The organism is Caulobacter sp. Root487D2Y, from assembly GCF_001427165.1.
Taxonomy (GTDB): Bacteria; Pseudomonadota; Alphaproteobacteria; order Caulobacterales; family Caulobacteraceae; genus Caulobacter.
Map to the genome: position 1 here is coordinate 1 of NZ_LMFD01000011.1, position 23,328 is coordinate 23,328.

Genomic DNA, 23,328 nt, shown 5'->3' on the forward strand with positions numbered 1-23,328 from the left:
GATCATGCCGGGCGACAACGCCGAGCTGGACGTCGAGCTGATCACCCCGATCGCCATGGACCAAGGCCTGCGCTTCGCCATCCGCGAAGGCGGCCGCACCGTCGGCGCCGGCGTCGTGGCCAAGATCGTCGAGTAACCTCGGCTTTCTCAGCTCACAGCTGATCCAAGCGAAGGCCCCGGAGGAAACTCCGGGGCCTTTTGCTTTTGGGGGGCTCGATCATCGGACCGGAAGATCCGATAGTGCTTGTCATGGGGTTCGTCCCGATCGAGCCGGGCGGAGGATGTAAGATGACGCGCAACAGATCGCCGATCGACCAGTTCAGGGGCCTGCCCCTGCACAATCTCATCGGAGGTCCTCTGAACGCCACGCCCGCCGCTCAGGAAGCCCTGGCCAGGGCCGAGGCTGAGTTCATGGCCATGATCGCGGCCTCCGAGGCGCCCACCGAGGCCGAGGATCAGGATCCCGACGCCTAGGCTCTGATCGGCCCGGAAAAGCGCACCTGATCTGGATTGTCAGGGGCCCACGGCATGACGACCTGATCTCGCCCGCCTGCACGCGTGGCTCCGCATCCGGTGGGCCGCCCGACCTGCGCCGCGGGCCGGCGAACGGGCGCCGGTTCCCGTTTCCGAGAGGACGCGGTATCCTGACGGTGAAATCGGGGTGATCTCTTGATCCGCACCTACCTTCCTGTCCTGGCGCTCGCGCTCGTCCTGGCCGCCTGCCAGAAGACGCCCGACCCGCCGTCGTCCATCCCCCTGCCGCCGCCTGGCCTGGGCGACCGCGTGCGGGTGCTGAGCGCCGACGCCATGGTGGTCGACGGCCAGCACCTGCGCCTGGCCAACGCCTATGGGCCGCAGGGCGTGCCCGACGCCCGGTGCTGGGCCGAGGCCACGGCGGCCCAGACCACGCTGGCCTGGGTGCGGGCGAAGATGAGAGACGCCCGCGAGATCGCCGTCGAGCCGGCCGCGGGCTTCGACGAATTCCATCGCCGGTTGGCGATCGTGAAACTGGACGGCGTCGACCTGGGCCAGGAGATGTACGAGAACGGCCTGGCGGCGCGGCGCGCCGACGGGCTGAACGGACGCTTCGCCTGGTGCGAGCCGATCAGCGGCAAGGCCGTCGGCGCCCCGGCGGTCAGCTCGCTGCTCGACTAGAGCATTTTCAAGCGAAGTGGATTCCGGTTCGCGTGAAGAAAATGCATCAAAACAAAAGATCTAGAGCCCCGGCCTGATGCAATCAGGTCGGGAAAGGCTCTAGAGCGTCAGACGATAGAAGACGCTGTCCACGGCCATGCGCGGAAAGGCCGGGGGCAGGGCTTCGGGCGCGATGCGGGCGAAGCCGTGCTTCTCGTAGAACCGGTGCGCGGCCAGGAACCGGTCGGTCGTCCCCAGATAGATCTCGGCCACGTCGCGGGCCCGGGCATGACCGATCGCCGTCGCCAGCAGCGGCCCCGCGACGCCCAGGGCGCCGCGCGCCTCCGGGCCGACGAACATCTTGCGCAAGGCCACGGCTGGCCGCCCGTTCGCTTGGGCGCCGATGTCCCTGAGCCCGATCGTGCCGACGACCGCGCCCTCGCGCTCGGCCACCCAGAACTGACCCGCGCCGGTCTGATAGAAGCCGGGCACGTCGGCCAGGTCCGGCTGGTCGTCGGCGGTGACGGCCAGGCCGAACTCGCCGCGCTGGATCGACAGGATCAGCGCCAGCACGGCCGCGGCGTCGCCCGCCGCGAACGGACGGACGACGCCCCCGTTCACAGGTGGACGCTCACAGCCGGTCGACCGGCGACAGGGCCGTCCCATCGGCCTCGCGCGGCGTGGTCATCCGCGAGAGCTTGGGGGTCAGCCAGCGCTCGATGTCGTCGACGATCTCGTAGACCACCGGCACCAGCACCAGGGACAGCACGGTCGAGGTGATCAGTCCGCCGATCACCGCCACGGCCATCGGCTGGCGGAATTCCGAGCCGGTGCCGATGCCCAGGGCCGTGGGCGCCATGCCGGCCATCATCGCCAGGGTGGTCATGATGATCGGTCGGGCCCGCTCGTGGCAGGCGTCGAGGATCGCCTCCCGCTGGCTCATGCCGGACCGCTCCTGCTCGATCGCGTACTCGACCAGCAGGATCGAGTTCTTGGCCGCCAGGCCCATCAGCATCAGGAAGCCGATCAGGGACGGCATCGACAGCGACTGGCCGGTGACCAGCAGGGCCAGGAACGCCCCGCCGATCGCCAGGGGCAGGGCCGACAGGATGGTGATCGGCTTGAAGAAGCTGCGGAACAGCAGCACCAGCACGCCGAACACCAGGCCGACCGCCGAGAGCAGGGCGACGGCGAAGCCGGTGAACAGCTCCACGAACGCTTCCTGGTCGCCGGCCGTGGCCGGTCCGACGCTGGGCGGCAGGTTCTTCATGGTCGGCAGATTGCCGACGTCGCTCATCGCCTGACCCAGCTGGGCGCCGTTGTTGAGGTCGGCCTCGATGGTCACCTGCCGCTTGCGGGCGAAGCGGTCGATCTTGGCCGGGCCGGCCTGAAACGACAGGTCGGCGACGGTGTCGAGCCGGGTCGTGCCGCCGTTGGCCGTTGGAATGCGCAGGGCGCCCAGGGCCTCGAGGTCGGCGCGGGTCTCGGCCGGCAGGCGCACCCGGATCGGAATCCGCCGCTCGCCCTGGGTCATCTTGGCGACATTGGCGTCGATGTCGCCGACCGTGGCCACGCGGGCGATGGCGGCGATGTCGGCGGCGTTGACGCCGAGGCGGGCGGCCTCGTCGGCCTTGGGCCGGATGACGATTTCGGGGCCGCTGGGCGGCGACGACGGACGCGGATCGGCCACCGTGCTCAGCTTTTGCATCTCGCGCTCGATCTGGGCGGCGGTGCGTTCCAGCAGCGGGCCGTCGTCGGAGATCAGGATGGTCTGAACCTCGGACGTGCCCCAGTCGCCCAGCAGGTTGACCCGGGCGTCGGGGATGTCGTGCAGGCCGTCGCGGACCACTTGCTTGATCTCCGTCACGCGCAGGTCGCGCTTGCCGTTCAGCACGATGGTGACCGTGGCGTCGCGGATGTCGGCGGCGCTCTGGCCGCCCCAGCCGCTGCCGATGTTCGAACCGACCTGGGCGAAGACGTGGGCCGTCTCGGGGCGCTTGCGGAACATGGCGGTCACGGCCTGGACGGTGCGCTCCATGTCGGCCGTGGTCGCTCCGGGCGGGCCCTGGACCTTGAGATAGTAGTAATTGGCGTTGCCGGCCGGCTGAAAGGCGGTGGGAATGAACTTCACCAGGGCGAACGAGCCGATCAGGATCACCGTGCCGATGATCAGGCTGAGGATCCGGTGGTCCAGCGACCAGTCCAGCACGCCGCGATAGAAGCCCGTGAAGTCGCGGCGCGGATGCGGGTTCTTGGCCGGCTTCAGGAAGTAGGCCGCCAGCAGCGGGGTCAGCAGGCGGGCCACGACCAGCGAGAACAGCACCGCCATGGCGACGGTCAGGCCGAACTCCTTGAAGAACTGGCCGGGCGTGCCGGGCATGTAGGACACCGGCACGAACACCGCCACGATGGTGAAGGTGGTGGCCACGACGGCCAGGCCGATGGAGTCCGCGCCCTCCATCGCCGCCTGGAACGGCCTCTGCCCGCGCGAGACGCGCTTTTCGATGTTCTCGATCTCGACCACGGCGTCGTCGACCAGGATGCCGATGACCAGGGTCAGGGCCAGCAGGGTCACGACGTTGAGCGAGAAGCCCATGACCGACATGAAGGCGAAGGTGGGGATCAGCGACACCGGCATGGCGATGGCGGTGATCAGGGTGGCCCGCCATTCGCGCAGGAACAGGAACACCACCAGCGAGGCCAGCAGCATGCCTTCCAGCAGGGTGTGTTCGGTCGCCGTGAAGCTGGCGCGGGTCTCGTCGACGGTCGAAAAGATCTTCACGAAGGTGACGCCCGGCTGCTTGGCCTCCAGCTTGTCGACGGCCGCCTTGACGCGGTCCTCGACGGCGACGTCGCTGGAGTCGCGGGTCTTCATCACCTGGAACGCGACCACGGACTTGCCGTCGAGGCGGGCGAAGCCGCGCTCCTCTTCCGAGCCCTGACCGACCTGGGCCACGTCGGTCAGCCGCACATAGCGACCGCCGGCGATCGGGATGGTGATGTTGCGAAGCTGCTCGACCGTGGTGGCCGCGCCCAGCACGCGCAGGGTCTGCTCGCGGCCGCCGATCCTGGCGCGGCCGCCGGGGGCGTCGACGCTGAAGCTGGCCAGGGCCTGGTTCAGCTGGGGCGCGGTGACGCCGAAGCTGGCCATGCGGTCGGGATCGATGATCACGTTGATCTCGCGATCCACGCCGCCGACCCGGGCGACCTGGGCCACGCCCTTTTCGCCCTGCAGGGCGCGGGTGACGGTGTCGTCGATGAACCACGACAGCTCGGTCGCGCTCATGTTCGGGGCCGAGACGGCGTAGGTGATGATCGGGGCGCTGGTGATCTCCAGGCGCTGGACGATCGGCTCGTCGACCTCGCGGGGCAGCAGCGAGCGGGTCTGGTCGACCTTGGAGCGCACCTCGTCGGTGACCTTCTGCAGGTCCTCGCCGAGGTTGAACTCGATCGTGGTGGTCGAGGCGCCCTGGACCACCGACGAGCGGATGGTCTTGACGTTGGAGATGCTGGCCACCGCGTCCTCGATGGGGCGGGTGACCTGGGTCTCCATCTCGCCGGGCGCGGCGCCGCTCTGGGTGACCGTGACGGTCACGGCGGGGAATTCGACGTTGGGGAACTGCTTGATGGGCAGGCCCATGTAGCAGCCGATCCCGGCGATGATCAGGGCGATGAACAGGACCGCGACGGGGATCGGATTCTTGATCGCCCAGGCGGAGATGCGCAGCTCGCCCGTCTTTTGCTCGCCGGCCATCAGCGCACCGCCTGTTGGGTCGTGGTCGCCGGACGGATCACGTCGCCGTCGGCGACGAACGACGCGCCGCCCAGCACCACGCGGGTCCCGGCCGGCGGACCCTGGACCAGCTGAGCCCAGCCCCCGCCCTTCTGGCCGACCTTCACGGCCACCTGGTGGGCGCGGTTATTGCTGTCGACGGTCATGACGAACAGGCCGTCGGCCTCATAGCGGATCGCCGCCTCCGGAATGGCGGTCACCGCCGCGCCCGAGGCGCCGAAGGTGGCGCGGCCGAAGCCGCCGGGGCGCAGGTCGGGACGGACGGGCAGGCGCACGCGCACCTTCCCCAGCCGGGTGGCGCTGTCGACCCGGGGACTGACCAGGCGCACGACGCCCGACACCGACTGGCCGCCTGGCAGGCTGACCTGGGCCGGCTGGCCGGCGCGAACGCCCGCCAGGTCGGCCTCGTTGACCTCGGCGTCCAGCTCGACCAGGCCGTCGCGGGCGATGGTGAACCACGGCGTGGTCCCGCCGCCGGCGATCTGGCCCGGCTGAACGCCGCGCTGCAGGACCAGGCCGCTGACCGGCGCGGTGATGGTCATCCGCGAGACCCGGGTGCGCAGCTCCTTCAAGGCCGCTTCCTGGGCCTTGGCCTGATAGCGGCGGGTCTCGATCTGCTCCTGGCTGATCACGCCCTGGCCGTCCAGGCCGGCGACGCGGCGGGCCTCGGCGTCGGCCTGGGCGGTGACGGCCGCCTGCTGTTCGACCTGGGCCCGCAGCAGGGTGTCGTCCAGCTGGGCCAGGGGCTGGCCGGCCCTCACCCAGTCGCCCTCGTCGGCGTAGAGGCGGGCGACACGGTAGCCGCTGAGCTCCGAGCCGACCGCGGCCTCCTCGCGCGAGACCAGCAGGCCCGAGGCCTCGACCCCGCCGCCCAGCGGCCGGGTCTCGACGGAGCCGACGCTGACGGTGCGGGCCAGGGCGGCGGCCGGGGCCTTGGCGGCGGGTTTGTCCTTCTTCTCGCCGCAGGCGGTCAGGCCCGTCGCGGCGATCAGGATCATGGCGGCGAGCGCGGTGCGGGTCGTCATGGGAGAGGGTCTCATTTCGAGGAAACTTGGGTCGGGGCCGCGCCTTGCGCGACGACGGAGTCTGGCGACCAGCCGCCGCCGAGCGCCTTGTAGGTCTGGACGGCGTGCAGCAGGGCGTCGGTGCGGGCGCTGGTCAGGACGGCGCGCGACAGCCGCCAGGACTGCTCGGCCTGCAGGGTGGTGGTCAGGTCGATCAGGCCCAGGCCGTAGCCCTTGCGGTTGGCCTGGTAGGCGCGTTCGGCCCGGGCGACGCCGGCGGTCAGCAGGGCGACGCGGCGCTGGTCGGCGGCCAGTTGCAGCATGGCGTTCTCGGCCTCGCCATAGGCGGTCTGCACGGCCTTCTCGTAGGCGATGGCCGCCTGCTGGGTGCGGGCGTCCTGGGCGTCGATGTCGGCCAGCAGGGCGGGAATGTTCAGCACCGGGATCGAGACATTGGCGCCGATGGTCCAGGCCGAGCTGGTGGTCGAGGTCTGACCGCCGCCGCCGCCCGCGAACGGGAACGACGGCTGGACGCTCTTGGTCAGGCCGGCGCCGGGCGTGATGTTGAAGGTCGGCAACAGCGCCAGTTCATTGAGCTTCAGATTGCCGGAGGCGGAAGCTAGGCGCGCCTGCGCCTCGCGCACGTCCGGGCGACGGCCCAGCAGCTCGCCGGGGATCGTGGCGGGCGCGGCCGGCGCCAGGTCGAGCTGGGCTTCGACCGGCAGGCTGGCCAGGGGATCGACGCCGCGCCCGACCAGGATCAGCAGGCTGCGGCGCGCCGCGCCCAGCTGGGCTTCCAGGTTGGCGACCCGGGCCTGGGTGTCGGCCAGGTCGGCCTCGGCGCGGTCGGCTTCGGAGGTGGCGATCAGGCCGGCGTCGGCCTTCCTGGTCGCGAAGTCACGCAGCGAGGCGTTGATGCGCTCGGTCTGGCGGGCGTCGTCCAGCTGGACGGCCAGGCCGCGCGCCTCGAAATACGACTGGGCGACATTGGCGGCCAGCGAGGCGCGGGCGCCTTCGTAGGCGAAGCGGGCGGCGGCGAAGTCGTTGTCGACCACGCTCATGCCGGCGCGCTTGCGGCCGAACAGGTCCAGCTCCCACGACACATCGAAATTGGCCGCGTAGTTCTCGCTGTCGCCGCCCTGGGTGAAGCCGGCGGCGCCGCTGCTGTCGAGGATTTCGGTGTGGGTCTTGCTGGCGCTGCCGGTCAGCGGCGTGCCGGGGATCCAGATCTGGCGCACCAGGCCCTTGCGGACGGCCCTGGCCTCTTCCAGCCGCGCGGCGGCGGTGCGGGCGTCGGGCGCCTTATCCAGCGCCGTTTCGATCAGGTCGGTCAGCCGCGGATCGTTGAAGCTGGTCCACCAGTGGTCCAGGTCCGCCTGGGCCGATCCGGCGGGCGCCTCGTAGGCGGCCGGCAGGCGGGTGTCGGGCGTCGGACGCGGGGTGTTCACGCAGCCGGCCAGGGCCAGGCCCGCCAGACCCAGGGCCAGAAGGGAGGCCCCGGATCGGAACGGCCGAGGGCGCCCGCGCTCTCCGGTCATGATTTCACTCATCTATAATCACCTGCAGGCGCGACCGAAGGGGGAGGACGGACGTGGCTATTTCAACAATGGGGTTCGGAGCCCGACGACGGCGGAAGGCCGGCGACCGTGCCGTAGACGTCGACCACCTGATCCAGAAAGCGCTCGATGACTTGGCGTTCGGCCGGGTCCAGGCCGGCGATGACGCCGTCCAGTCCGTCGATCATCGGCGCCAGCCGCTCGAAGGCCCGTTCGACCGAGGCCTCCACGGGCACGACGCAGATCTTGCGCCGGTCGTGGGCCCGCCTCTGGCGCGCGACATGGCCGGCCCGCTCCAGGCGGTCGACGATCTGGGTGGCGGCGGCCGTCGTCACCTTCAGATGCTCGGCCAGCTGGCCGGGCGTCATCGGGCCGTTGTTCAGAAGCTGCTCCAGCGCGGCCATGTCGGTGACGTTCACGCCCAGGCTCTCGCCGATCTTGCGGCCGATCTGGCGCGTCAGCATCGAGATGGTCTTCAGGCGCTGGCCGATCGGATCGCGGGGCGCGTGCGACGCGCGCCATCCCCCCTGCGCTGAACTGGGATCGCTGGTTTCCATGGCGGCGATCGATATCGCTAAGCAACTTAATAGTCAAATTACTTAGCGATATGGTTGAGCGCCTCGGAGCGCTCGCCGCGCGCCTGGCTGACAGCACACTCATCGCCAGAACCCCAAGAGGGCGGCCGCCCGACTAACGCCGCCGATCATCGTTCGTTCAATTGGGGATGAGGACGGCGGGATGAAAGGGCGGGACGGCAACGCTTTTTCTCCTGCCGGCGATTGATGACGCGCGTTGCGTTGCTGGCGCTCGCGCATGGGCCTCGAGGGAATGACGAGCGAAGCTTCGGCTTTGCGACACCGGCGCGGCGATTATTTCGCCGGCGCGGATTCGAAGCGGTGTCGGGCGGCGTTCGAGGCCCCGGCGCGATGCGCGGTTGACGTGGCGTCAAAACATACCGCATCATCGAAACAGATGTTCGACTCCCAAGGTCTGGCATTCGCTCGCGCGGAATGGCGGGCTTCAGTCAAGCGTTTCCAGTACCTGGCCTAGGGGGATCCCACGGTTGTCGGCTCGCGAACACGCATCTTCAGTTTTCGAAACGTGCGCATCGGGCGGCGCGGCGGCTAAGGCCGCCCCGCGGATCGATCCACGAGCGAGGCGCGCCGCCGACTGAGTTTCCCGAAGCCCAAAAGACCTGCGTTCAAAAAAAGCAGCACGGGAGGGAAGACCATGAACAAAGCGATGTTCCTGCGCGGGGCCTCGGTCCTGACGCTCACCTTTTGCGGGGCGGTCGGCGCCGCCCACGCCCAGACGCGGCCACCGGCCGACCAGGGGCCGACCACGGTGGAAGAAGTCATCGTCACCGGATCGTTCATCCGGGGCACGCCCGAGGACGCCTCGCTGCCCGTCGACGTGATCGGCGTCGAGGACCTGCAGAAGCAGGGCTCGCCCTCGACGGTGGAAATGCTCAAGGCCTTGCCGGTCTCGAACGGCGTGCTGGGCGACACCAACCAGTTCGACAGCCGCGCCCAGGGCTCGGAGGGCTCGGGCTCGGTCAACCTGCGCGGCCTCGGCTCGCAGCGCACCCTGGTGCTGATGAACGGCCGGCGCCTGGCGATCAACCCCCTGGCCGCGGCCGGCGCGGGCATCGTCGACACCAACATCATTCCCACCGCCGCCATCGGCCGGATCGAGGTGCTGAAGGACGGCGCGGCGGCGACCTACGGTTCGGACGCCATCGCCGGCGTCGTCAACTTCATCACCAAGAAGAACTTCAACGGCCTGGAGGCCGGGGCCGACTACCGGTTCATCGACGGCTCGAAGGGCGACTACGGCCTGAACGTCACCTACGGCAAGGTCTGGGACAAGGCCAACATCCTGGCCGCCATCGGCTGGCAGCATCGCTCGAAGCTCGGCGTGGCTGACCGTGACTGGGCCAACAAGCCGTATCTCGACAACCCCGAGGCGGGCTGGTCGGCGGCGGGCAATCCCTCGACCTTCATCCCGGCCGCGGCCTCGACCACCGGCTTCCGCGACCCCAGTTGCTCGTCGCTGGGCGGCTTCGCCGGCTTCAGCGGCCTGACCCCGGTCTGCTACTGGCACTACACGCCGTTCGACAACCTGGTCGAGAAGCAGGACGCCATCCAGGCCTATGGCGAGGTCAACGCCGAGCTGTCGGAAAAGACCAAGTTCCACATGGAGGCCCTGTACAGCCACACCGACGTTCCCGACTGGAACACCTCGCCGTCCTACGCCGCCCTGGCGGTGCCGACCGCCGAGGTGGCCGCCGCGCCCAGTCTTACGGGCCGCTACTACGTGCCGGCCAACAACCCGGGCCTGATCGCCTTCATGGCCGCCAACCCGACCATCGTCACCACCAGCCTGGTGACCGGCGCCCAGACCACCGTGCCCTCGGCGATCCTGGCGGGCGGGGCGATCAACGCCGCCAACCGGCCCTATGGCCTGGGCGGCAATCCCGCCTTCGGTTACGGCCCCTCGATCGGCGCGCGCGCCTATGACGCCTACCGGGTGTCGGGCGACCTTTCCGGTGAATTCGACAACGGCGTCGGCTGGGACCTGGCCCTGACCTATTCGCAGGAGGTCGGGATCCGCACCGGCTACGACACCCTGGTCAACCGGTTCGAACTGGCCCTGCGCGGGCTGGGCGGCCCGCGTTGCGACACCGACGCCGCCACCCCGGGCATCCAGGGCGTGCCCGGCGTCAACGGCTGCCTGTTCTACAATCCGTTCGCCAACGCCATCCCCGGCAACGCCACCACCGGCGTGGCCAATGCGGGCTACAACCCGGCCCTGGCCAACAGCGAGGAAGTCACCCGCTGGTTCTTCCAGAAGCTGACCACCAAGCAGGCCTCGCGCCTGTTCGTCGGCGAGGCGATCCTCAACGGCAAGACCAACATCACCCTGCCGGGCGGCGACGTCGCCTGGGCCGCCGGGGTGCAGTACCGCCGCACCTACTTCAAGTCCGACTACAACGACATCTCCAACGCCCTGATCAATCCGTGCGTCAACACGCCCGACTACGGCGTCACCACCTGCACCGGCTCGGTCCGCAACGGCCCGTTCATGTTCCTGGGCGTCAACACCCCGGCCGACAAGCAGAGCGACATCATGGCCGGCTTCGGCGAGCTGTCGGTGCCGATCACCGAGGACCTGCAGATGCAGCTGGCCGCCCGCTACGAGGACTATGGCGGCGCCACCGGCTCGACCTTCAACCCGAAGGTCGCGCTCCGCTGGCAGGCCACCTCGTGGATGGCGCTGCGCGGCTCGGCGGGCTCGACCTTCCGCGGTCCGCCCGACCCGCAGTTGGTCACCTCATCGATCACCTCGCTGCAGAGCATCCTGGGCGTGTTCCGCGCCGTCGATATCTACGGCAATCCCAACCTGCAGCCGGAAGAGGCCAACACCTATAACGCCGGCGTCCTGTTCAGCAGCGGCAACTTCAAGGCCAGCATCGACTACTTCCAGTTCGACTTCGACAAGCCGATCGTCGCCGAACCGGTGGCGGGGATGGTCAACGCCCTCTATCCGAACGGCGCGACCGGGGCCAACAACTGCGGAAACCCGGCCTACGCCGCCCTGCAGGCGCGGTTCACCTACACCACCAGCTGCAGCACGATCTCGTCGCTGGCCCGCCTGAAGACCTATTATGTCAACGGACCGTCGATCAAGAATTCGGGCATCGACTTCTCGGCCGACTACATCTTCGAGGATGTGGGCGGCGGCGACCTGCGGCTGGGCGCCAACGCCACCTACATCTCCGAATACAAGATCGACGCCCAGACCGTCGAAGGCGTGGTGGTCACCCCGGCGTTCGACGCGGTGGGCCTGCTGAACTACCAGACCATCGCCGTGCCGGTCCCGCAGTGGAAGGGCGACGTGTTCGGCGAATGGACCCGGGGACCGCACAACGTCCGCCTGACGGTCCACTATATCGACAGCTACACCGACCAGCGCACCGCGCCGTTCGCGGCCGGGGCCTACAAGGACTCCTCCGGCGCGCCGGTGCAGGTGGCCAACGGCAAGACGATCGACACCCAGATCCTGACCGACCTGGCCTATCGGGTGTTCCTGCCCTGGGACACCACCCTGACGGCGGCGATCACCAACGTCTTCGACCAGGATCCGTCCTACGCCCGTCTGGACCTCGGCTACGATCCGTTCACCGGCGATCCGCTGGGCCGCACCTACAAGCTGGGCGTCCGGAAGAAGTTCTAGGACGAGGACGGGGACACACACTCACGCCACGGGCGGCGTCCAGCTGGATGCAGAACTTGGAATGAGTGTGTGTCCCCAACTCTTGGAGCCGGCCTAGCGCGAAAACAGCCCCGTCAGCAGCGGCCGGGCGAACAGCCGGGCGGCTTCCTCGCGCTCCAGTCCGGGGACCCAGATCCCCAGCGAGGCGGCGGCGTTGAGCATCGAATTGATCATGTGGGCCGCGATCATCGGGTCCACGGCCCGGACCGAGCCCTCGGCCACGCCGTCGGAGATGATCGCCGCGAAGCGTTCGGAGCCTCGGTTGTAGCCCTGGGTCATCTCGGTGCGGATCTCGATCGGCAGGGCGCCCATCGACGAGGCGCGCAGAAGCGGACCGTGCTCCGACAGCTGGTAGGCGACCAGGGCCGCCGTCGCCGACGACAGCTGCTCCCAGCTGTCCTCGGCCAGGTCGCGGGCGTCGACCTGGGCCTTGCGGGTGACGGCGAAGGTGCGCTCGAAGCACTCGACCACCAGGGCGTCCTTGTCCTCGTGGTGGTGATAGAACGAGCCCTTGGTGACGTTCAGTTGGGCCGAGATGTCCTCGACCGAGGCACCGCGATAGCCGCGCTGGTTGATCAGCCGGGTGGCGGCGACCAGGAAGGTCTCGCGCCATTCCTGGCCCTCGGGCGCCTCCGGCGTCGGATCGGGCAGGACCAGCGGCTTCCAGGCGTTGTCTCCCGCGCCTTTCGGCGCCAAGCCGTTGACCAGGATGTCGTACATCTTGTCGCGCACCCGGCCGTAGTCGTCGACGTCGTAGCGCCGCAGCCACGAGCCCGACCAGAACACCTGCTCGAGCAGCAGGTGGGTGCGGGCGTTGCGGTCGCGCTTGTCCAGGTGATCGAACTCGGGGCCTTCGAAGAAGCCGCGCACCCGGCGGAACAGGTCGTTGAACGCGCCCTGCACCGAGCCGCGCAGGGGCTCCTTCAGGGCCCGCATCTCGGTGAAGCTGGTCAGAGGCGCGGCCTCGCCCAGGCGCACCCGGCGGTTCAGGTCGAGATAGAGGTCCAGGAAGGCCAGCAGGCGCGTGGGCGCGTCCGGCGCCTTGGCCGCCTCGCCGACCAGGGCGCCGAAACGCTCCAGGCCGCGCATGAAGCAGGCGGCCGCCAGGTCGTCCTTCTTGCGATAATAGTAGGTGACGCTGGTGGTGATCAGGCCGACCTTGGCGGCGACATCGGCCAGGGTCATGCCCTTGACGCCCTGGCGGTTCAGGATGGCGGTCGCGGCGGCGAGGATCGCTTCCTTCTTCTTCGCGTACCGCTCGGTGGCGGGGCTCGCGATCCGGCCGTCGTCCATGTGTCGCCCCCTCGCTCGCGGCCGAAGCCCGCGTCCCTTGGACCCGTTGGTCCAATTTAGGAAGCCCTGTCTTCACAGCAAGGCGCGCGGCTCGTTTCGCATCGCTTTCGTGAGCCCGGAATCTTGCGGCCGTGTTGCGCGATTGAAGCGGCGGCGTGGTTCGAAGGCCGGGGACGCGCGAACGGCCCGTCGCGCGAGGACTTGCCCATCCCCGCTCCCTAGTTTTCAATCGATATGCGCATGACGGGGCGAGGGCGGGTTTCGACGCGCCGCCTCTTCGATCGCGCCAAGAACAGTAGGCCCGCCCCTGTGATCCTTCAGGCGGCCGGCCGCAGGAGGGATATCGTCTTGAGCACGCCTGAAGCCGTGGGTTTGTCATCGGATCGACTGAAGCGCATCGACGCCTTCATCCAGGAGCGCTACATCGCGCCCGGAAAGCTGCCCTGCGCCTTGGTGCAGGTCTGGCGTCGCGGCCAGTTGGCCCACACGACGATCCTGGGCTCGGCGGACAAGGAGCGCGGGCGGCCGCTGAAGGCCGACAGCCTGTTCCGCATCTATTCGATGACCAAGCCGATCACCTCGATCGCCTTCATGATGCTGGTCGAGGAGGGCAAGGTCGCGCTGGACGATCCGGTGCACCGGTTCATCCCGTCGTGGAAGAAACTCGGCGTGTTCCAGGCCGGGGTGACGGGCGCCTTCATGACCACGCCGGTCGATCAGCCGATGCGGATCATCGACCTGCTGCGCCACACCTCCGGCCTGACCTACGGCTTCCAGCAGCGCTCCAACGTCGACGCCGCCTATCGCAAGCTGAAGCTGGACGGGGTCGACAGCGAGGGCGGTCTCGAAGCGTTCGTCGAGACCCTGGGGAGCGTGCCGCTGGAGTTCTCGCCGGGCGAGGCCTGGAACTATTCGGTGGCCACCGACGTGCTGGGCTACCTGGTCGAGGCGATCTCCGGCCAGCCGTTCGACGCGTTCCTGAAGGAACGGATCTTCGATCCGCTGAAGATGGTCGACACCGGCTTCTTCGTGCCCGACGACCAGCGCGATCGCTTCACCGCCTGCTACACCCTCAACCCCAAGGGCGAGGTGGTGCTGCAGGACGATCCGACCACCAGCCGCTACCTGTCCGAGCCGGCGGTGAAGTCGGGCGGCGGCGGCCTGGTCTCGACAGCCGACGACTACATGCGGTTCTGCCGCATGCTGCTGAACGGCGGCGAGCTGGACGGCGCGCGGATCGTCAGCCCCAAGACCCTCAAGCTGATGACCATGAACCACCTGCCGGGCGGCAAGGAGCTGACCCAGATGTCGCAGTCGCTGTTCAGCGAGGCGGTGTTCGAAGGCCTGGGCTTCGGCCTCGGCTTCGCCATGACCATCGACCAGGCCCGGACCAAGAACCTGGGCTCGCTGGGCGAGTACTTCTGGGGCGGCATGGCCTCGACGGCGTTCTGGATCGATCCGGTCGAGGATCTGGCGGTGGTGTTCATGACCCAGCTGATCCCGTCCTCGGCCTATCCGATCCGCCGCGAATTGCGGACGCTGGTCTATGCGGCGCTGACGGAGAGTAACGCCTAGCCCCTAGGTGGCGGCACGTTGGAAATGATCACAGGCGGCCCGCAGGGCTTGAGATCGGCCAGGGCAGCCCGGCGCGTGGACGCAAACAGCGCATCGACCATCGCCTGCGGTGGGTAGCGCAGTGTTCCCGACCCCAGTTCATGGCCGTCGAGGTCCAGCCGTTTGAGCGCGATGTTCACGCCAGCGGGCAGGGCGGTCAGCCGGTCCGGATGGATAGGATAGCGTGGGCCGCGAGCGATCCGGTGGTCCACGGACCCTCGGATCTTGGCCGGGTCGCCCCAGTCTCGCTGGGGTTCGCCGGAATATTCCGACACGGTCCAAGGGCCGCCATCGAAGCTCCAGGCGATGTTTTCGCGAACCGCCGCCTTGGGGTCGGGCAGCGGCATGTAGGCGGTGAAGAAGAGGCCCACGGGCGATCCGAGGACGTCGCCGACGGGCTCGTAATGGGTCCCGGCGGCGAAGGTCTTGTCAGCGCTGGCGACGTCGAGATGGACATAGGTCACTTGCGGAGGGGCGGCGCCAAACTGCCTGACGGTCACGAACATCTCGGCCGCGCCAGAGGTTATCCGGCCCCCGCCGCACCTGTCTTCGGCCAGCGCGCCTAACGGCAGGCTCAGCGCCGCCAGAACGGCGATCCATCCCAATTTCATGTCATCGGTCCCCCTCGAACGATCGAGGGGTAGCTTAACCGCGGCATATGCAAAATCGAAACGTCGCTCCAGCCACAAGAAAGCGGCGCGGGACGGGGGTCCCGCGCCGAGTGCGCTTCACCTAAGTCGGCACGCCGAAACGGCGCGCCACGTGCGCGCGAGACGGCCGGCTTCGAAGATGTGGGACGTGTGCAAGTCGCGCCCCCGACACCGGCCCCTTACGCGTACGCCCTCGACAGTCGAAGCCCGCATCGGCGTATCCGCGAGGTTCGCGGGCGCTTGGCTCGGCGGCTCCCCCCGCCCCGCACGGATCGGCTCCGGCTGAAATTCTCATTTTCGAATTTCGAGTACGAATGGAGCGGCGTCAATGGCAGGCGCCTAATTTCCCGGCGCCCCTACGGACCTCTGGACTTCGGCGACAGGTCGTGCAGGGTTCGCTTCAAACAACCGTTCAAAAGAACGCAACCACAGACTTGAGGGTGGAAAAGCCATGGCCGCGATCAACAACGTCACGGATCTGACCGTCGAAGGCGACATCGGGGTGGTGACGCTCAACTCGCCGCCGGTCAACGCGCTGTCGGCCGCCGTGCGCGAGGGGCTGTCCAAGGCCTTCGACGCCGCCATCGCCGACCCGGCGGTCAAGGCCATCGTGCTGATCTGCGAGGGCAAGACCTTCATCGCCGGCGCCGACATCACCGAGTTCGGCAAGGCCATGACCGGCCCGTCGCTGCAGGACGTCCAGAACACCATCGAGAACTCGCCCAAGCCCGTGATCGCCGCGATCCATGGCACGGTGCTGGGCGGCGGGCTGGAAGTGGCGCTGGTGGCGCACTATCGCGTCGCCGTGCCCTCGGCCAAGGCCGGCCTGCCGGAAGTGAACATCGGCCTGCTTCCGGGAGCCGGCGGAACCCAGCGCCTGCCGCGCGTCGTGGGCGTCGAGAAGGCGTTGGAGATGGTCACCACCGGCCAGCACGTGCCGGCCAAGGCGGCTCTCGCCATGGGCCTGTTCGACAGCCTGGTCGAGGAGGGCGCCCTGCGCGACGGGGCCATCGCCTTCGCCCGCGTGGTGCTGGCCGAGGACAAGCCGCTGACCCGCATCCGCGACCAGAACGCCAAGGTCGAGGCCGCGCGCGGCAAGCCCGAGATCTTCAGCGAATTTCGCAAGGCCAACGCCCGCAAGTTCCGCGGCTTCATGGCCCCCGAGAACAACATCAAGTGCATCGAGGCGGCGGTGAACCTGCCCTTCGACGAAGGGCTGAAGGAAGAGCGCCGGCTGTTCATGGAGCTGATGACCGGCAGCCAGTCGGCCGCCCAGCGCTATGTGTTCTTCGCCGAACGCCAGGCCGCCAAGATCCCGGACGTGCCGGACGACACCCCGATCATCCCGATCAAGAAGGTGGGCGTGATCGGGGCCGGCACCATGGGCGGCGGCATCTCGATGAACTTCCTCAACGCCGGGATCCCGGTGACGATCATCGAGGCCAAGCAGGAGAACCTCGACCGCGGCGTCGGGGTGATCCGCAAGAACTACGAGAACACCGCCAAGAAGGGCCGCCTGACCCAGGACGACGTCGAAAAGCGCATGGGCCTGCTGACGCCCTCGATGAACCTGGAAGACCTGGCCGACTGCGACCTGATCATCGAGGCCGTGTTCGAGCTGATGGAGATCAAGAAGGAAGTGTTCGGCAAGCTGGACAAGATCGCCAAGCCCGGCGCGATCCTGGCCTCCAACACCTCCTACCTCGACATCGACGTGATCGCCGCTTCGACCTCGCGGCCCGAGAGCGTGATCGGCCTGCACTTCTTCTCGCCGGCCAATGTCATGAAGCTGTTGGAGATCGTGCGCGGGGCCAAGACCGACAAGTCGGTGATCGCCACCTCGATGCAGATCGGCAAGAAGATCGGCAAGGTCGCGGTGCTGGTCGGCAACTGCCACGGCTTCGTGGGCAACCGCATGCTGGCCCAGCGCCAGCGCGAGGCCCAGAAGCTGATCCTGGAAGGCGCCATGCCCTGGGACGTCGATCGCGTGCTCTACGACTTCGGCCTGCCGATGGGGCCGTTCGCGATGAGCGACCTGGCCGGCCTCGACATCGGCTGGGACCCGGCCAAGACCTCGTCGTCCACCGTGCGTGAAGTGCTGTGCGAGATGGACCGTCGCGGCCAGAAGAACGGCAAGGGCTTCTACGACTACGACGAGAACCGCGTCGCCAAGCCCTCGAAGGACGTCGAGCAGGTGATCCTCGACTTCGCCGAGAAGCGCCAGATCCAGCGCCGCGCGATCAGCGACCAGGAGATCCTGGAGCGCTGCCTGTATCCGATGGTCAACGAGGGGGCCAAGATCCTGGAAGAGGGCAAGGCCATCCGGGCGTCCGACATCGATACGGTCTGGATCAACGGCTACGGCTGGCCGGTCTATACCGGCGGCCCGATGTTCTGGGGCGAGCTGACCGGGCTGGATAAGATCCTGGCCAAGATGAAGGAATTCCAGGCCAGCCTCGGCGACGACTTCAAGCCGTCGGCCCTGCTGGAACGGCTGGTCGCCGAGGGCAAGGGGTTCAAGGACGCCTGAACGCGTCCAGAGCTTTTCCCGTTGTCATCCCGGGCGAAGCGCAGCGAAGACCCGGGACCCAGGGGCCGTGCGCACCGCCCCTGGGTCCCGGACAGCCTCTGCGAGGCTTCCGGGATGACAACTGTTTTTGCGTGATGCGGATGTGCTCGCCATGACCTCGATCCAATCCATGATGACCGCCGACTACGGCGTGATGGGCGACATCCTCCGCCTCCGCGCGGCCGAGGCTCCCGACCATCCCGCCGTGATCATGGAGACCGGCGAGACGGTCACCTACGGCCAGCTCGACGCCCTGGCCGACCGGGTCGCCGCCGCCCTGCAGCGCGACGGAATCCGGCAGGGCGAGGCCGTCGCCGTCTGCGCCCTGTCGTCCATTCCGTATGCGGCCTTGTTCCTCGGCGCCCTGCGGGCCGGCGTGGCGGTGGCGCCCCTGGCCCCGTCCTCGACGCCCGAGGCCATCGCCGGCATGGTCGCCGACTGCGGCGCGCGGCTGTTCTTCATGGACGCCGGGGTGGCCGAGGCCCAGAAGGCCGTCCCGATCGCCGTACGCTACATCGCCCTGGACGGTTCGGACTTCGGCGAGGCATTCGACGCCTGGCTGGCGCCCGAGGGCGCGATCCCGACCGCCGTGGCGATCGCGCCGGAGGACCCGTTCAACATCATCTATTCCAGCGGCACGACCGGCGCGCCCAAGGGCATCGTCCAGTCGCACGGCATGCGCTGGAAGCACGTGTTCCGCGGCGACGCGGTGGGCTATGGCCAAGACGCCGTCGCCCTGCTGTCGACCCCGCTTTATTCCAACACCACCCTGGTCTGCTTCTTCCCGGCCCTGGCGGGCGGCGGCACGGTGGTGCTGATGAGGAAGTTCGACGCCGGCCGCTATCTGCAGCTGGCGCAGGCCCATCGCATGACCCACACCATGCTGGTGCCGGTGCAGTATCGCCGCCTGATGGACCGGCCCGACTTCGACGACTTCGACCTGTCGTCGACCCACCTGAAGTTCTGCACCAGCGCGCCGTTCTCGGCCGAGCTGAAGGCCCAGGTGCTGGCCCGCTGGCCCGGCGGGCTGGTCGAGTACTTCGGCATGACCGAGGGCGGGGGCACCTGCATCCTGATGGCCCACGAGCATCCGGACAAGCTGCACACGGTGGGTCGTCCCGCCCCCGGCCACGACATCCGGCTGATCGACGAGGACGGCGTCCAGGTCGGCCCCGGCGTGGTCGGCGAGATCGTCGGCCGCTCGGCCGGCATGATGAACGGCTATCACGGCCAGCCGGGCAAGACCGCCGAGGCGACCTGGGTCTCGCCCGAGGGCTGGAGCTTCATCCGCACCGGCGACGTCGGCCGCTTCGACGAGGACGGCTTCCTGACGCTGATGGACCGCAAGAAGGACATGATCATCAGTGGCGGCTTCAACATCTATCCCAGCGACATCGAGGCCGAGATCGTCAAGCATCCCGACGTGGTCGAGGCGGCGGTGGTCGGCGTGCCGTCCGACGCCTGGGGCGAATCACCGGTGGCTTTCGTGGCCGTTAAGCCGAATGCGCGAATTGACGCGGACGGGTTGAGGACCTGGGTCAATGCTCGCCTCGGCAAGACCCAGCGGCTGGTCGACCTCAAGCTCTTGGAATCCTTGCCCCGCAGCCATATCGGCAAGGTTCTGAAGCGCGAGTTGCGCGACAGCTGGACGTCTCTTGCCTAGGTCGAAGATTCCGGCCACCTTTTTGCCGCGACGGCGCGCCGCATCTGGGCTCGCCGAGTCAGTCGATACGTTTGCTTAACCATAAAGGCGCTGTCGTGTGACAGAGCCGGATTGTTCGGAAGCGACGTCTGATGCAAGCCCAGCCCAAAGCCTCATTGTCGCCGGAAGCCCGCAAGCAGGCCAAGGCCGAAGCGGCGCTCGCGGCGGCCGGCGTTCCCCTGGATTTCGCGGCCGTGGAGAAGGTGCTCCGCCAGGGTCTGACCCCCGGCCTCGACGCCAAGCTGGCCGACCGCTTCGACCGTCCCACCGCCGTCCGCGCCGTCGCCACCCGCGTGGCCGCCCTGACCGCCGCCCTCGTCGCCTCGGGCGTACGTCGCGGCGGCGTCTGCATCGTTCCGGCCCTAGCCTCGGCCGCCACGCTGGAGGCGGTCGCCGCCGCCGGCCTGCGGGCCTGGCTGGTCGACGTGGATCCCTACAGCTGGATGTTCGATCCGGCCCACCTGCGCGAGCGTCTCGGCGAGGCCCCGCCGCCGATCGAGGCCATCGTCCCCACCTGCGCCTTCGGCCGCGCCCCCGACATGACCGCCTGGGCCGCCTTCCAGCGCGAGACCGGCCTGCCGATCGTGGTCGACGCCACCGACGGCTTCGACGTGATCATGGACGCCCCGGTCCCCGTGGTCGTCGGCCTGCCCAGCGGGCGCGGCGTGTTCGTGGCCAGCCAGGACGCCGACTTCATCGCCCGCCTTGACGCGCCGGCCTTCGTCGGCGAGGCCGGGCTCGACAACTGGTCCAGCCAGCGCCTGCGCCTGGCCACCGCCGCCCAACGCCTGCGCATGCTGCTGATGGGCGCCTCGATCGGCTTCCAGCCGGGTTGGGGCATGAGCTGGGTGTCCGACGCCTGGGTCGTCAGCGTCCCCGAAGGCGCGGCTCCGGTCGTGGCCGAGAAGCTGGCCGAGATGGGCTACGCCACCAACCCGGTCGGCCCCGGCATCGTCGTCCGCGACCAGACGCCGGTGGCGGATCGCCTAGCCAAGTCGGTGCTGAGCCTGCCGTTCCATGCGGACCTGGGCATCGCGGAGCTGGACGAGCTGGCCGAGGCGGTTCGTAAGGCGCTCTAGCGGCGAACACCTGCCCCCTACGGATCGCTTCGCGATCGTCTTCCCCCATAGGGGGAAGAGGAGCCTTGCGCGTGTCCTCCGCCCCCTATGGGGGCGGACAGACCGCGAAGCGGTCAGGTGGGGGCAAGTCAGTGAGCCGCTGCCCTACTGCGCCGCCACGTAGGCGTCGATTCCCGCCACTCGCCGCGCCTTCTCCGCCTCATCCAGAAACGACCCCGTGAAGCTGTTCTTGGCCAGGGTCACCAGCTCGTCCCGCGTCAGGCCGACGGCTTCCGCCGTCTGCACGTAGTTCTCCAGCAGGTAGCCGCCGAAATAGGCCGGGTCGTCGGAATTGACCGTGGCCTTCAGGCCCAGCTTCAGCATGCGCTTCAGCGGGTGTTCCTTCAGGTCCGACACCCCGCACAGCTTCAGGTTCGACAGCGGGCAGACGGTCAGGGTCGTGGCGTCCTGCACCAGGCGGGCGGTCAGGCAGTCGTCCTCCAGGGCGCGGTTGCCGTGGTCGATGCGGTCGACGTCGAGGATGTCCACCGCTTCCCAGACGTAGGCCGGCGGGCCTTCCTCGCCGGCGTGGGCCACGACCTTGAGGCCCAGGTCGCGGGCCGCCTGCATCACGCGGGCGAACTTGGCGGGCGGGTGGCCGACCTCCGAGGAGTCCAGGCCCACCCCGGCGATCTTGGAAAGATACGGTTTGGCCTGCTCCAGGGTGGCGAAGGCGGCGGCCTCGTCCAGGTGGCGCAGGAAGCAGAGGATCAGCTTGGAGGTGACGCCCAGGGTTCGCTCGGCCTCTTCCATGCCGGCGGTCAGCCCCTCGATCACCGTGCCGAAGGCCACGCCGCGGTCGGTGTGGGTCTGAGGGTCGAAGAAGATCTCGGCGTGGGTCCCGCCGTCGGCCTTCAGCCGGCGGAAATAGGCCAGGGCCAGGTCCTTGAAGTCGGCTTGCGTCAGCAGCACGCCCGCGCCCTGGTAATAGATGTCCAGGAAGTCCTGCAGGTTGGAGAAGGCGTAGGCGGCGCGGATCTCGTCCACCGTCTTGAACGGCAGGGTCACGCCGTTGCGCTCGGCCAGCTCGAACATCAGCTCGGGCTCGAGGCTGCCCTCGATGTGCATGTGCAGCTCGGCCTTGGGCAGGCCGCGGACGAAGGTTTCGAGGGCGAGATCGGTCATGGGGGAATTATGGGCGCTGAGGGCGGGGCGGTTCAACCGGGATCGTGACGACGCGGGACGGGGACATGCACTTGTGCGTGTCCCCGTCCCGGGCACGGGCTAAAAGGCGCTCGTGACCACGAATTCTTCCCTTCCCGAGCCCGTCGAGGACGCGGGCCCCGACATCGGCTTGGCCGAGGCGGAGGCCGCCGCCCTCTACGGCCGCGACTACCGCAAGACCCTGGCCAGCGACGACGGCTTCCAGCGGTTGGACGCGGTGGAGCGGCTGGCGGGCGCCCGCGCGGCGCTGTCGGCCCAGGAGGTGGCGGTGATGGACATGGCCGCCGGCCGGGGCCACGCTCTGGCCGAGATCGTCCGGCTCACGGGTCGCGAGGCAGCCTTCATCGAGGCCCTGTTCCTGGACGCCTGCGCCAGGCTCGTGGCGCATTACCAGGCCGTGGGCGAGGCCGACGACGAGGTCGGGCCGGGGCCGCCGAGGCTGCCCGGGCCGTTCTTGTAGCGAGCGAACCTCGGGTCATCCCATTCTCAAAATCGCCGCCATCCCGGGCCTTGTGCGCGGGATGACGGTTGAAGGGAATGGCGTGCGCCCCGTCCCCTACGACATCGGCGGCGGGGGCGGCGGCGGTTCGGGCAGGGGGGTGAACTCCTGGTCGTCCAGGTCCGGCAGCTTCATGCGCTGGGCCCGCCAGTCGGCCTTGGCCTGCTCGATCCGCTCCTTGGACGAGGAGACGAAGTTCCACTCGATGAAGCGCGGCCCCACCGGCTCGCCGCCCAGCAGCATGACGGTCGAGGGCTCGATCGCCTCGAAGGTGATCGTCTCGCCCGGCTTGAACACCGCCATCTGGCCGGCGTGCAGCACCTGGCCGGCGGCCTCGACCTTGCCGGTGGCGACATAGGCGGCGCGCTCGGAATATTCGGCCGGCAGACCGGCCTTGGCCCCGGCCGTCATCTCCCAGTGCACGTAGAACAGCGGCGAGAACACCGGCACCTTGGCCTCGGCCCCGAACGCCTTACCGGCCACCAACGCCGCCTTCAGGCCATTGGCCTCGTAGATCGGCATCTCGTCGCGGGCGTGGTGCGAGAAGGCCGGGGCGACCTCCTCCTGGCCGTCGGGCAGGGCCACCCAGGCCTGGATGCCGTGCATCGTCCCGCCGTGTTCGCGCAGTCCCTCGAAGCGCTCGGAATGGGTGATGCCGCTGCCGGCCGTCATCCAGTTGACCTCGCCCGGACGAATGACCAGCTCGGAGCCCAGGCTGTCGCGATGGGTGATCTCGCCTTCGAACAGGTAGGTCAGGGTCGACAAGCCGATGTGCGGGTGGGGCCGCACGTCGACATTGCGCGGGAAGCCGGGCTCGAAGCTGGCCGGGCCCATATGGTCGAAGAAGGTGAAGGGACCCACCATCCGCCGGCTGTGGAACGGCAGCACCCGCCCCACCTCGAAGCCGCCGAGATCCTTGCGTCGCTGGTCGATGACGAGGTCGATCATGGGAGGGCT

General features: G+C 68.7%; 17 protein-coding genes and 1 pseudogene. 9 read left to right on the forward strand and 9 right to left on the reverse strand.

All coding sequences use genetic code 11. The features are described 5' to 3' along the window. The 3 genes and pseudogenes from tuf to ASD38_RS15940 all read left to right on the forward strand — a co-directional run. A pseudogene (gene tuf / locus ASD38_RS23440) lies at positions 1-136 on the forward strand (elongation factor Tu); the annotation flags it as partial. Positions 137-288: 152 nt separating this feature from the next. Continuing rightward, positions 289-474, forward strand: a complete 186-nt coding sequence (locus ASD38_RS15935; protein WP_056461509.1) for a hypothetical protein — start codon at positions 289-291, stop codon at positions 472-474. 195 nt (positions 475-669) lie between these two features. Beyond that, complete coding sequence (locus ASD38_RS15940) at positions 670-1,155, forward strand: hypothetical protein (RefSeq protein WP_056461512.1); 486 nt, start codon at positions 670-672, stop codon at positions 1,153-1,155. A gap of 99 nt (positions 1,156-1,254) precedes the next feature. On the opposite strand, the gene ASD38_RS15945 is transcribed toward ASD38_RS15940, so the two are convergent. The 5 genes from ASD38_RS15945 to ASD38_RS15965 form a co-directional block, all read right to left on the reverse strand. Then, positions 1,255-1,755, reverse strand: a complete 501-nt coding sequence (locus ASD38_RS15945) for a GNAT family N-acetyltransferase (protein ID WP_235523861.1) — start codon at positions 1,753-1,755, stop codon at positions 1,255-1,257. Positions 1,756-1,765: 10 nt separating this feature from the next. Further along, complete coding sequence (locus tag ASD38_RS15950) at positions 1,766-4,888, reverse strand: efflux RND transporter permease subunit (protein WP_056461518.1); 3,123 nt, start codon at positions 4,886-4,888, stop codon at positions 1,766-1,768. Further along, the gene (locus ASD38_RS15955) at positions 4,888-5,967 is read right to left on the reverse strand and encodes an efflux RND transporter periplasmic adaptor subunit (RefSeq protein WP_082560771.1); all 1,080 of its coding nucleotides are present in this window, start codon (positions 5,965-5,967) and stop codon (positions 4,888-4,890) included. The genes ASD38_RS15950 and ASD38_RS15955 overlap by 1 nt, the downstream gene beginning before the upstream one ends. After that, positions 5,964-7,469 (reverse strand): TolC family protein, encoded by a 1,506-nt coding sequence (locus ASD38_RS15960; protein WP_056461524.1) that lies wholly within the window; start codon positions 7,467-7,469, stop codon positions 5,964-5,966. The genes ASD38_RS15955 and ASD38_RS15960 overlap by 4 nt, the downstream gene beginning before the upstream one ends. A 62-nt stretch (positions 7,470-7,531) precedes the next feature. After that, positions 7,532-8,044: a MarR family winged helix-turn-helix transcriptional regulator gene (locus ASD38_RS15965; RefSeq protein ID WP_056461527.1), complete on the reverse strand. Its 513-nt coding sequence runs from the start codon at positions 8,042-8,044 to the stop codon at positions 7,532-7,534. Between the two features lie 673 nt (positions 8,045-8,717). Here ASD38_RS15965 and ASD38_RS15970 point away from each other — a divergent pair. Next, positions 8,718-11,723, forward strand: coding sequence for a TonB-dependent receptor (locus ASD38_RS15970; RefSeq protein WP_056461528.1), 3,006 nt, complete (start codon positions 8,718-8,720; stop codon positions 11,721-11,723). Positions 11,724-11,816: 93 nt separating this feature from the next. On the opposite strand, the gene ASD38_RS15975 is transcribed toward ASD38_RS15970, so the two are convergent. Continuing rightward, a complete protein-coding gene (locus tag ASD38_RS15975) occupies positions 11,817-13,055 on the reverse strand; it encodes a TetR/AcrR family transcriptional regulator (protein ID WP_056438943.1) in 1,239 nt (412 codons plus the stop codon). A 348-nt stretch (positions 13,056-13,403) separates the two neighbouring features. Here ASD38_RS15975 and ASD38_RS15980 point away from each other — a divergent pair, with 348 nt between their 5' ends. Further along, positions 13,404-14,630 (forward strand): serine hydrolase domain-containing protein, encoded by a 1,227-nt coding sequence (locus ASD38_RS15980; RefSeq protein ID WP_056438945.1) that lies wholly within the window; start codon positions 13,404-13,406, stop codon positions 14,628-14,630. On the opposite strand, the gene ASD38_RS15985 is transcribed toward ASD38_RS15980, so the two are convergent. Beyond that, positions 14,627-15,280, reverse strand: a complete 654-nt coding sequence (locus tag ASD38_RS15985; RefSeq protein ID WP_056438948.1) for a hypothetical protein — start codon at positions 15,278-15,280, stop codon at positions 14,627-14,629. The genes ASD38_RS15980 and ASD38_RS15985 overlap by 4 nt on opposite strands. 490 nt (positions 15,281-15,770) lie before the next feature. Between ASD38_RS15985 and ASD38_RS15990 the strand changes: the two genes are divergently transcribed. The 3 genes from ASD38_RS15990 to ASD38_RS16000 all read left to right on the forward strand — a co-directional run bounded on the left by ASD38_RS15990 (position 15,771) and on the right by ASD38_RS16000 (position 20,669). After that, the gene (locus tag ASD38_RS15990) at positions 15,771-17,849 is read left to right on the forward strand and encodes a 3-hydroxyacyl-CoA dehydrogenase NAD-binding domain-containing protein (RefSeq protein WP_056461531.1); all 2,079 of its coding nucleotides are present in this window, start codon (positions 15,771-15,773) and stop codon (positions 17,847-17,849) included. Between the two features lie 151 nt (positions 17,850-18,000). Further along, positions 18,001-19,551 (forward strand): class I adenylate-forming enzyme family protein, encoded by a 1,551-nt coding sequence (locus ASD38_RS15995; RefSeq protein WP_056461534.1) that lies wholly within the window; start codon positions 18,001-18,003, stop codon positions 19,549-19,551. Positions 19,552-19,682: 131 nt separating this feature from the next. After that, on the forward strand, positions 19,683-20,669 hold the full coding sequence (locus ASD38_RS16000; RefSeq protein ID WP_056438957.1) for a DegT/DnrJ/EryC1/StrS family aminotransferase: 987 nt from the start codon (positions 19,683-19,685) through the stop codon (positions 20,667-20,669). Positions 20,670-20,813: 144 nt separating this feature from the next. On the opposite strand, the gene ASD38_RS16005 is transcribed toward ASD38_RS16000, so the two are convergent. Next, the gene (locus ASD38_RS16005; RefSeq protein ID WP_056438960.1) at positions 20,814-21,833 is read right to left on the reverse strand and encodes an adenosine deaminase; all 1,020 of its coding nucleotides are present in this window, start codon (positions 21,831-21,833) and stop codon (positions 20,814-20,816) included. 112 nt (positions 21,834-21,945) lie between these two features. Here ASD38_RS16005 and ASD38_RS16010 point away from each other — a divergent pair, with 112 nt between their 5' ends. Continuing rightward, on the forward strand, positions 21,946-22,332 hold the full coding sequence (locus ASD38_RS16010) for a hypothetical protein (protein ID WP_056461535.1): 387 nt from the start codon (positions 21,946-21,948) through the stop codon (positions 22,330-22,332). 96 nt (positions 22,333-22,428) lie between these two features. Here ASD38_RS16010 and ASD38_RS16015 read toward each other — a convergent pair whose 3' ends face one another. Then, positions 22,429-23,319, reverse strand: a complete 891-nt coding sequence (locus ASD38_RS16015; protein WP_056461536.1) for a pirin family protein — start codon at positions 23,317-23,319, stop codon at positions 22,429-22,431. Between the last annotated feature and the right edge of the window lie 9 nt (positions 23,320-23,328).

Excerpts from the sequence above, each read along its gene's own strand:
- ASD38_RS15935 (WP_056461509.1), top strand. The coding sequence starts at position 289 with ATGACGCGCAACAGATCGCCGATCGACCAGTTCAGGGGCCTGCCCCTG.
- ASD38_RS15950 (WP_056461518.1), bottom strand. The coding sequence starts at position 4,888 with ATGGCCGGCGAGCAAAAGACGGGCGAGCTGCGCATCTCCGCCTGGGCG.
- ASD38_RS15955 (WP_082560771.1), bottom strand. The coding sequence starts at position 5,967 with ATGAGACCCTCTCCCATGACGACCCGCACCGCGCTCGCCGCCATGATC.
- ASD38_RS15960 (WP_056461524.1), bottom strand. The coding sequence starts at position 7,469 with ATGACCGGAGAGCGCGGGCGCCCTCGGCCGTTCCGATCCGGGGCCTCC.
- ASD38_RS15965 (WP_056461527.1), bottom strand. The coding sequence starts at position 8,044 with ATGGAAACCAGCGATCCCAGTTCAGCGCAGGGGGGATGGCGCGCGTCG.
- ASD38_RS15970 (WP_056461528.1), top strand. The coding sequence starts at position 8,718 with ATGAACAAAGCGATGTTCCTGCGCGGGGCCTCGGTCCTGACGCTCACC.
- ASD38_RS15975 (WP_056438943.1), bottom strand. The coding sequence starts at position 13,055 with ATGGACGACGGCCGGATCGCGAGCCCCGCCACCGAGCGGTACGCGAAG.
- ASD38_RS15985 (WP_056438948.1), bottom strand. The coding sequence starts at position 15,280 with ATGAAATTGGGATGGATCGCCGTTCTGGCGGCGCTGAGCCTGCCGTTA.
- ASD38_RS15990 (WP_056461531.1), top strand. The coding sequence starts at position 15,771 with ATGGCCGCGATCAACAACGTCACGGATCTGACCGTCGAAGGCGACATC.
- ASD38_RS15995 (WP_056461534.1), top strand. The coding sequence starts at position 18,001 with ATGACCTCGATCCAATCCATGATGACCGCCGACTACGGCGTGATGGGC.
- ASD38_RS16000 (WP_056438957.1), top strand. The coding sequence starts at position 19,683 with ATGCAAGCCCAGCCCAAAGCCTCATTGTCGCCGGAAGCCCGCAAGCAG.
- ASD38_RS16005 (WP_056438960.1), bottom strand. The coding sequence starts at position 21,833 with ATGACCGATCTCGCCCTCGAAACCTTCGTCCGCGGCCTGCCCAAGGCC.
- ASD38_RS16015 (WP_056461536.1), bottom strand. The coding sequence starts at position 23,319 with ATGATCGACCTCGTCATCGACCAGCGACGCAAGGATCTCGGCGGCTTC.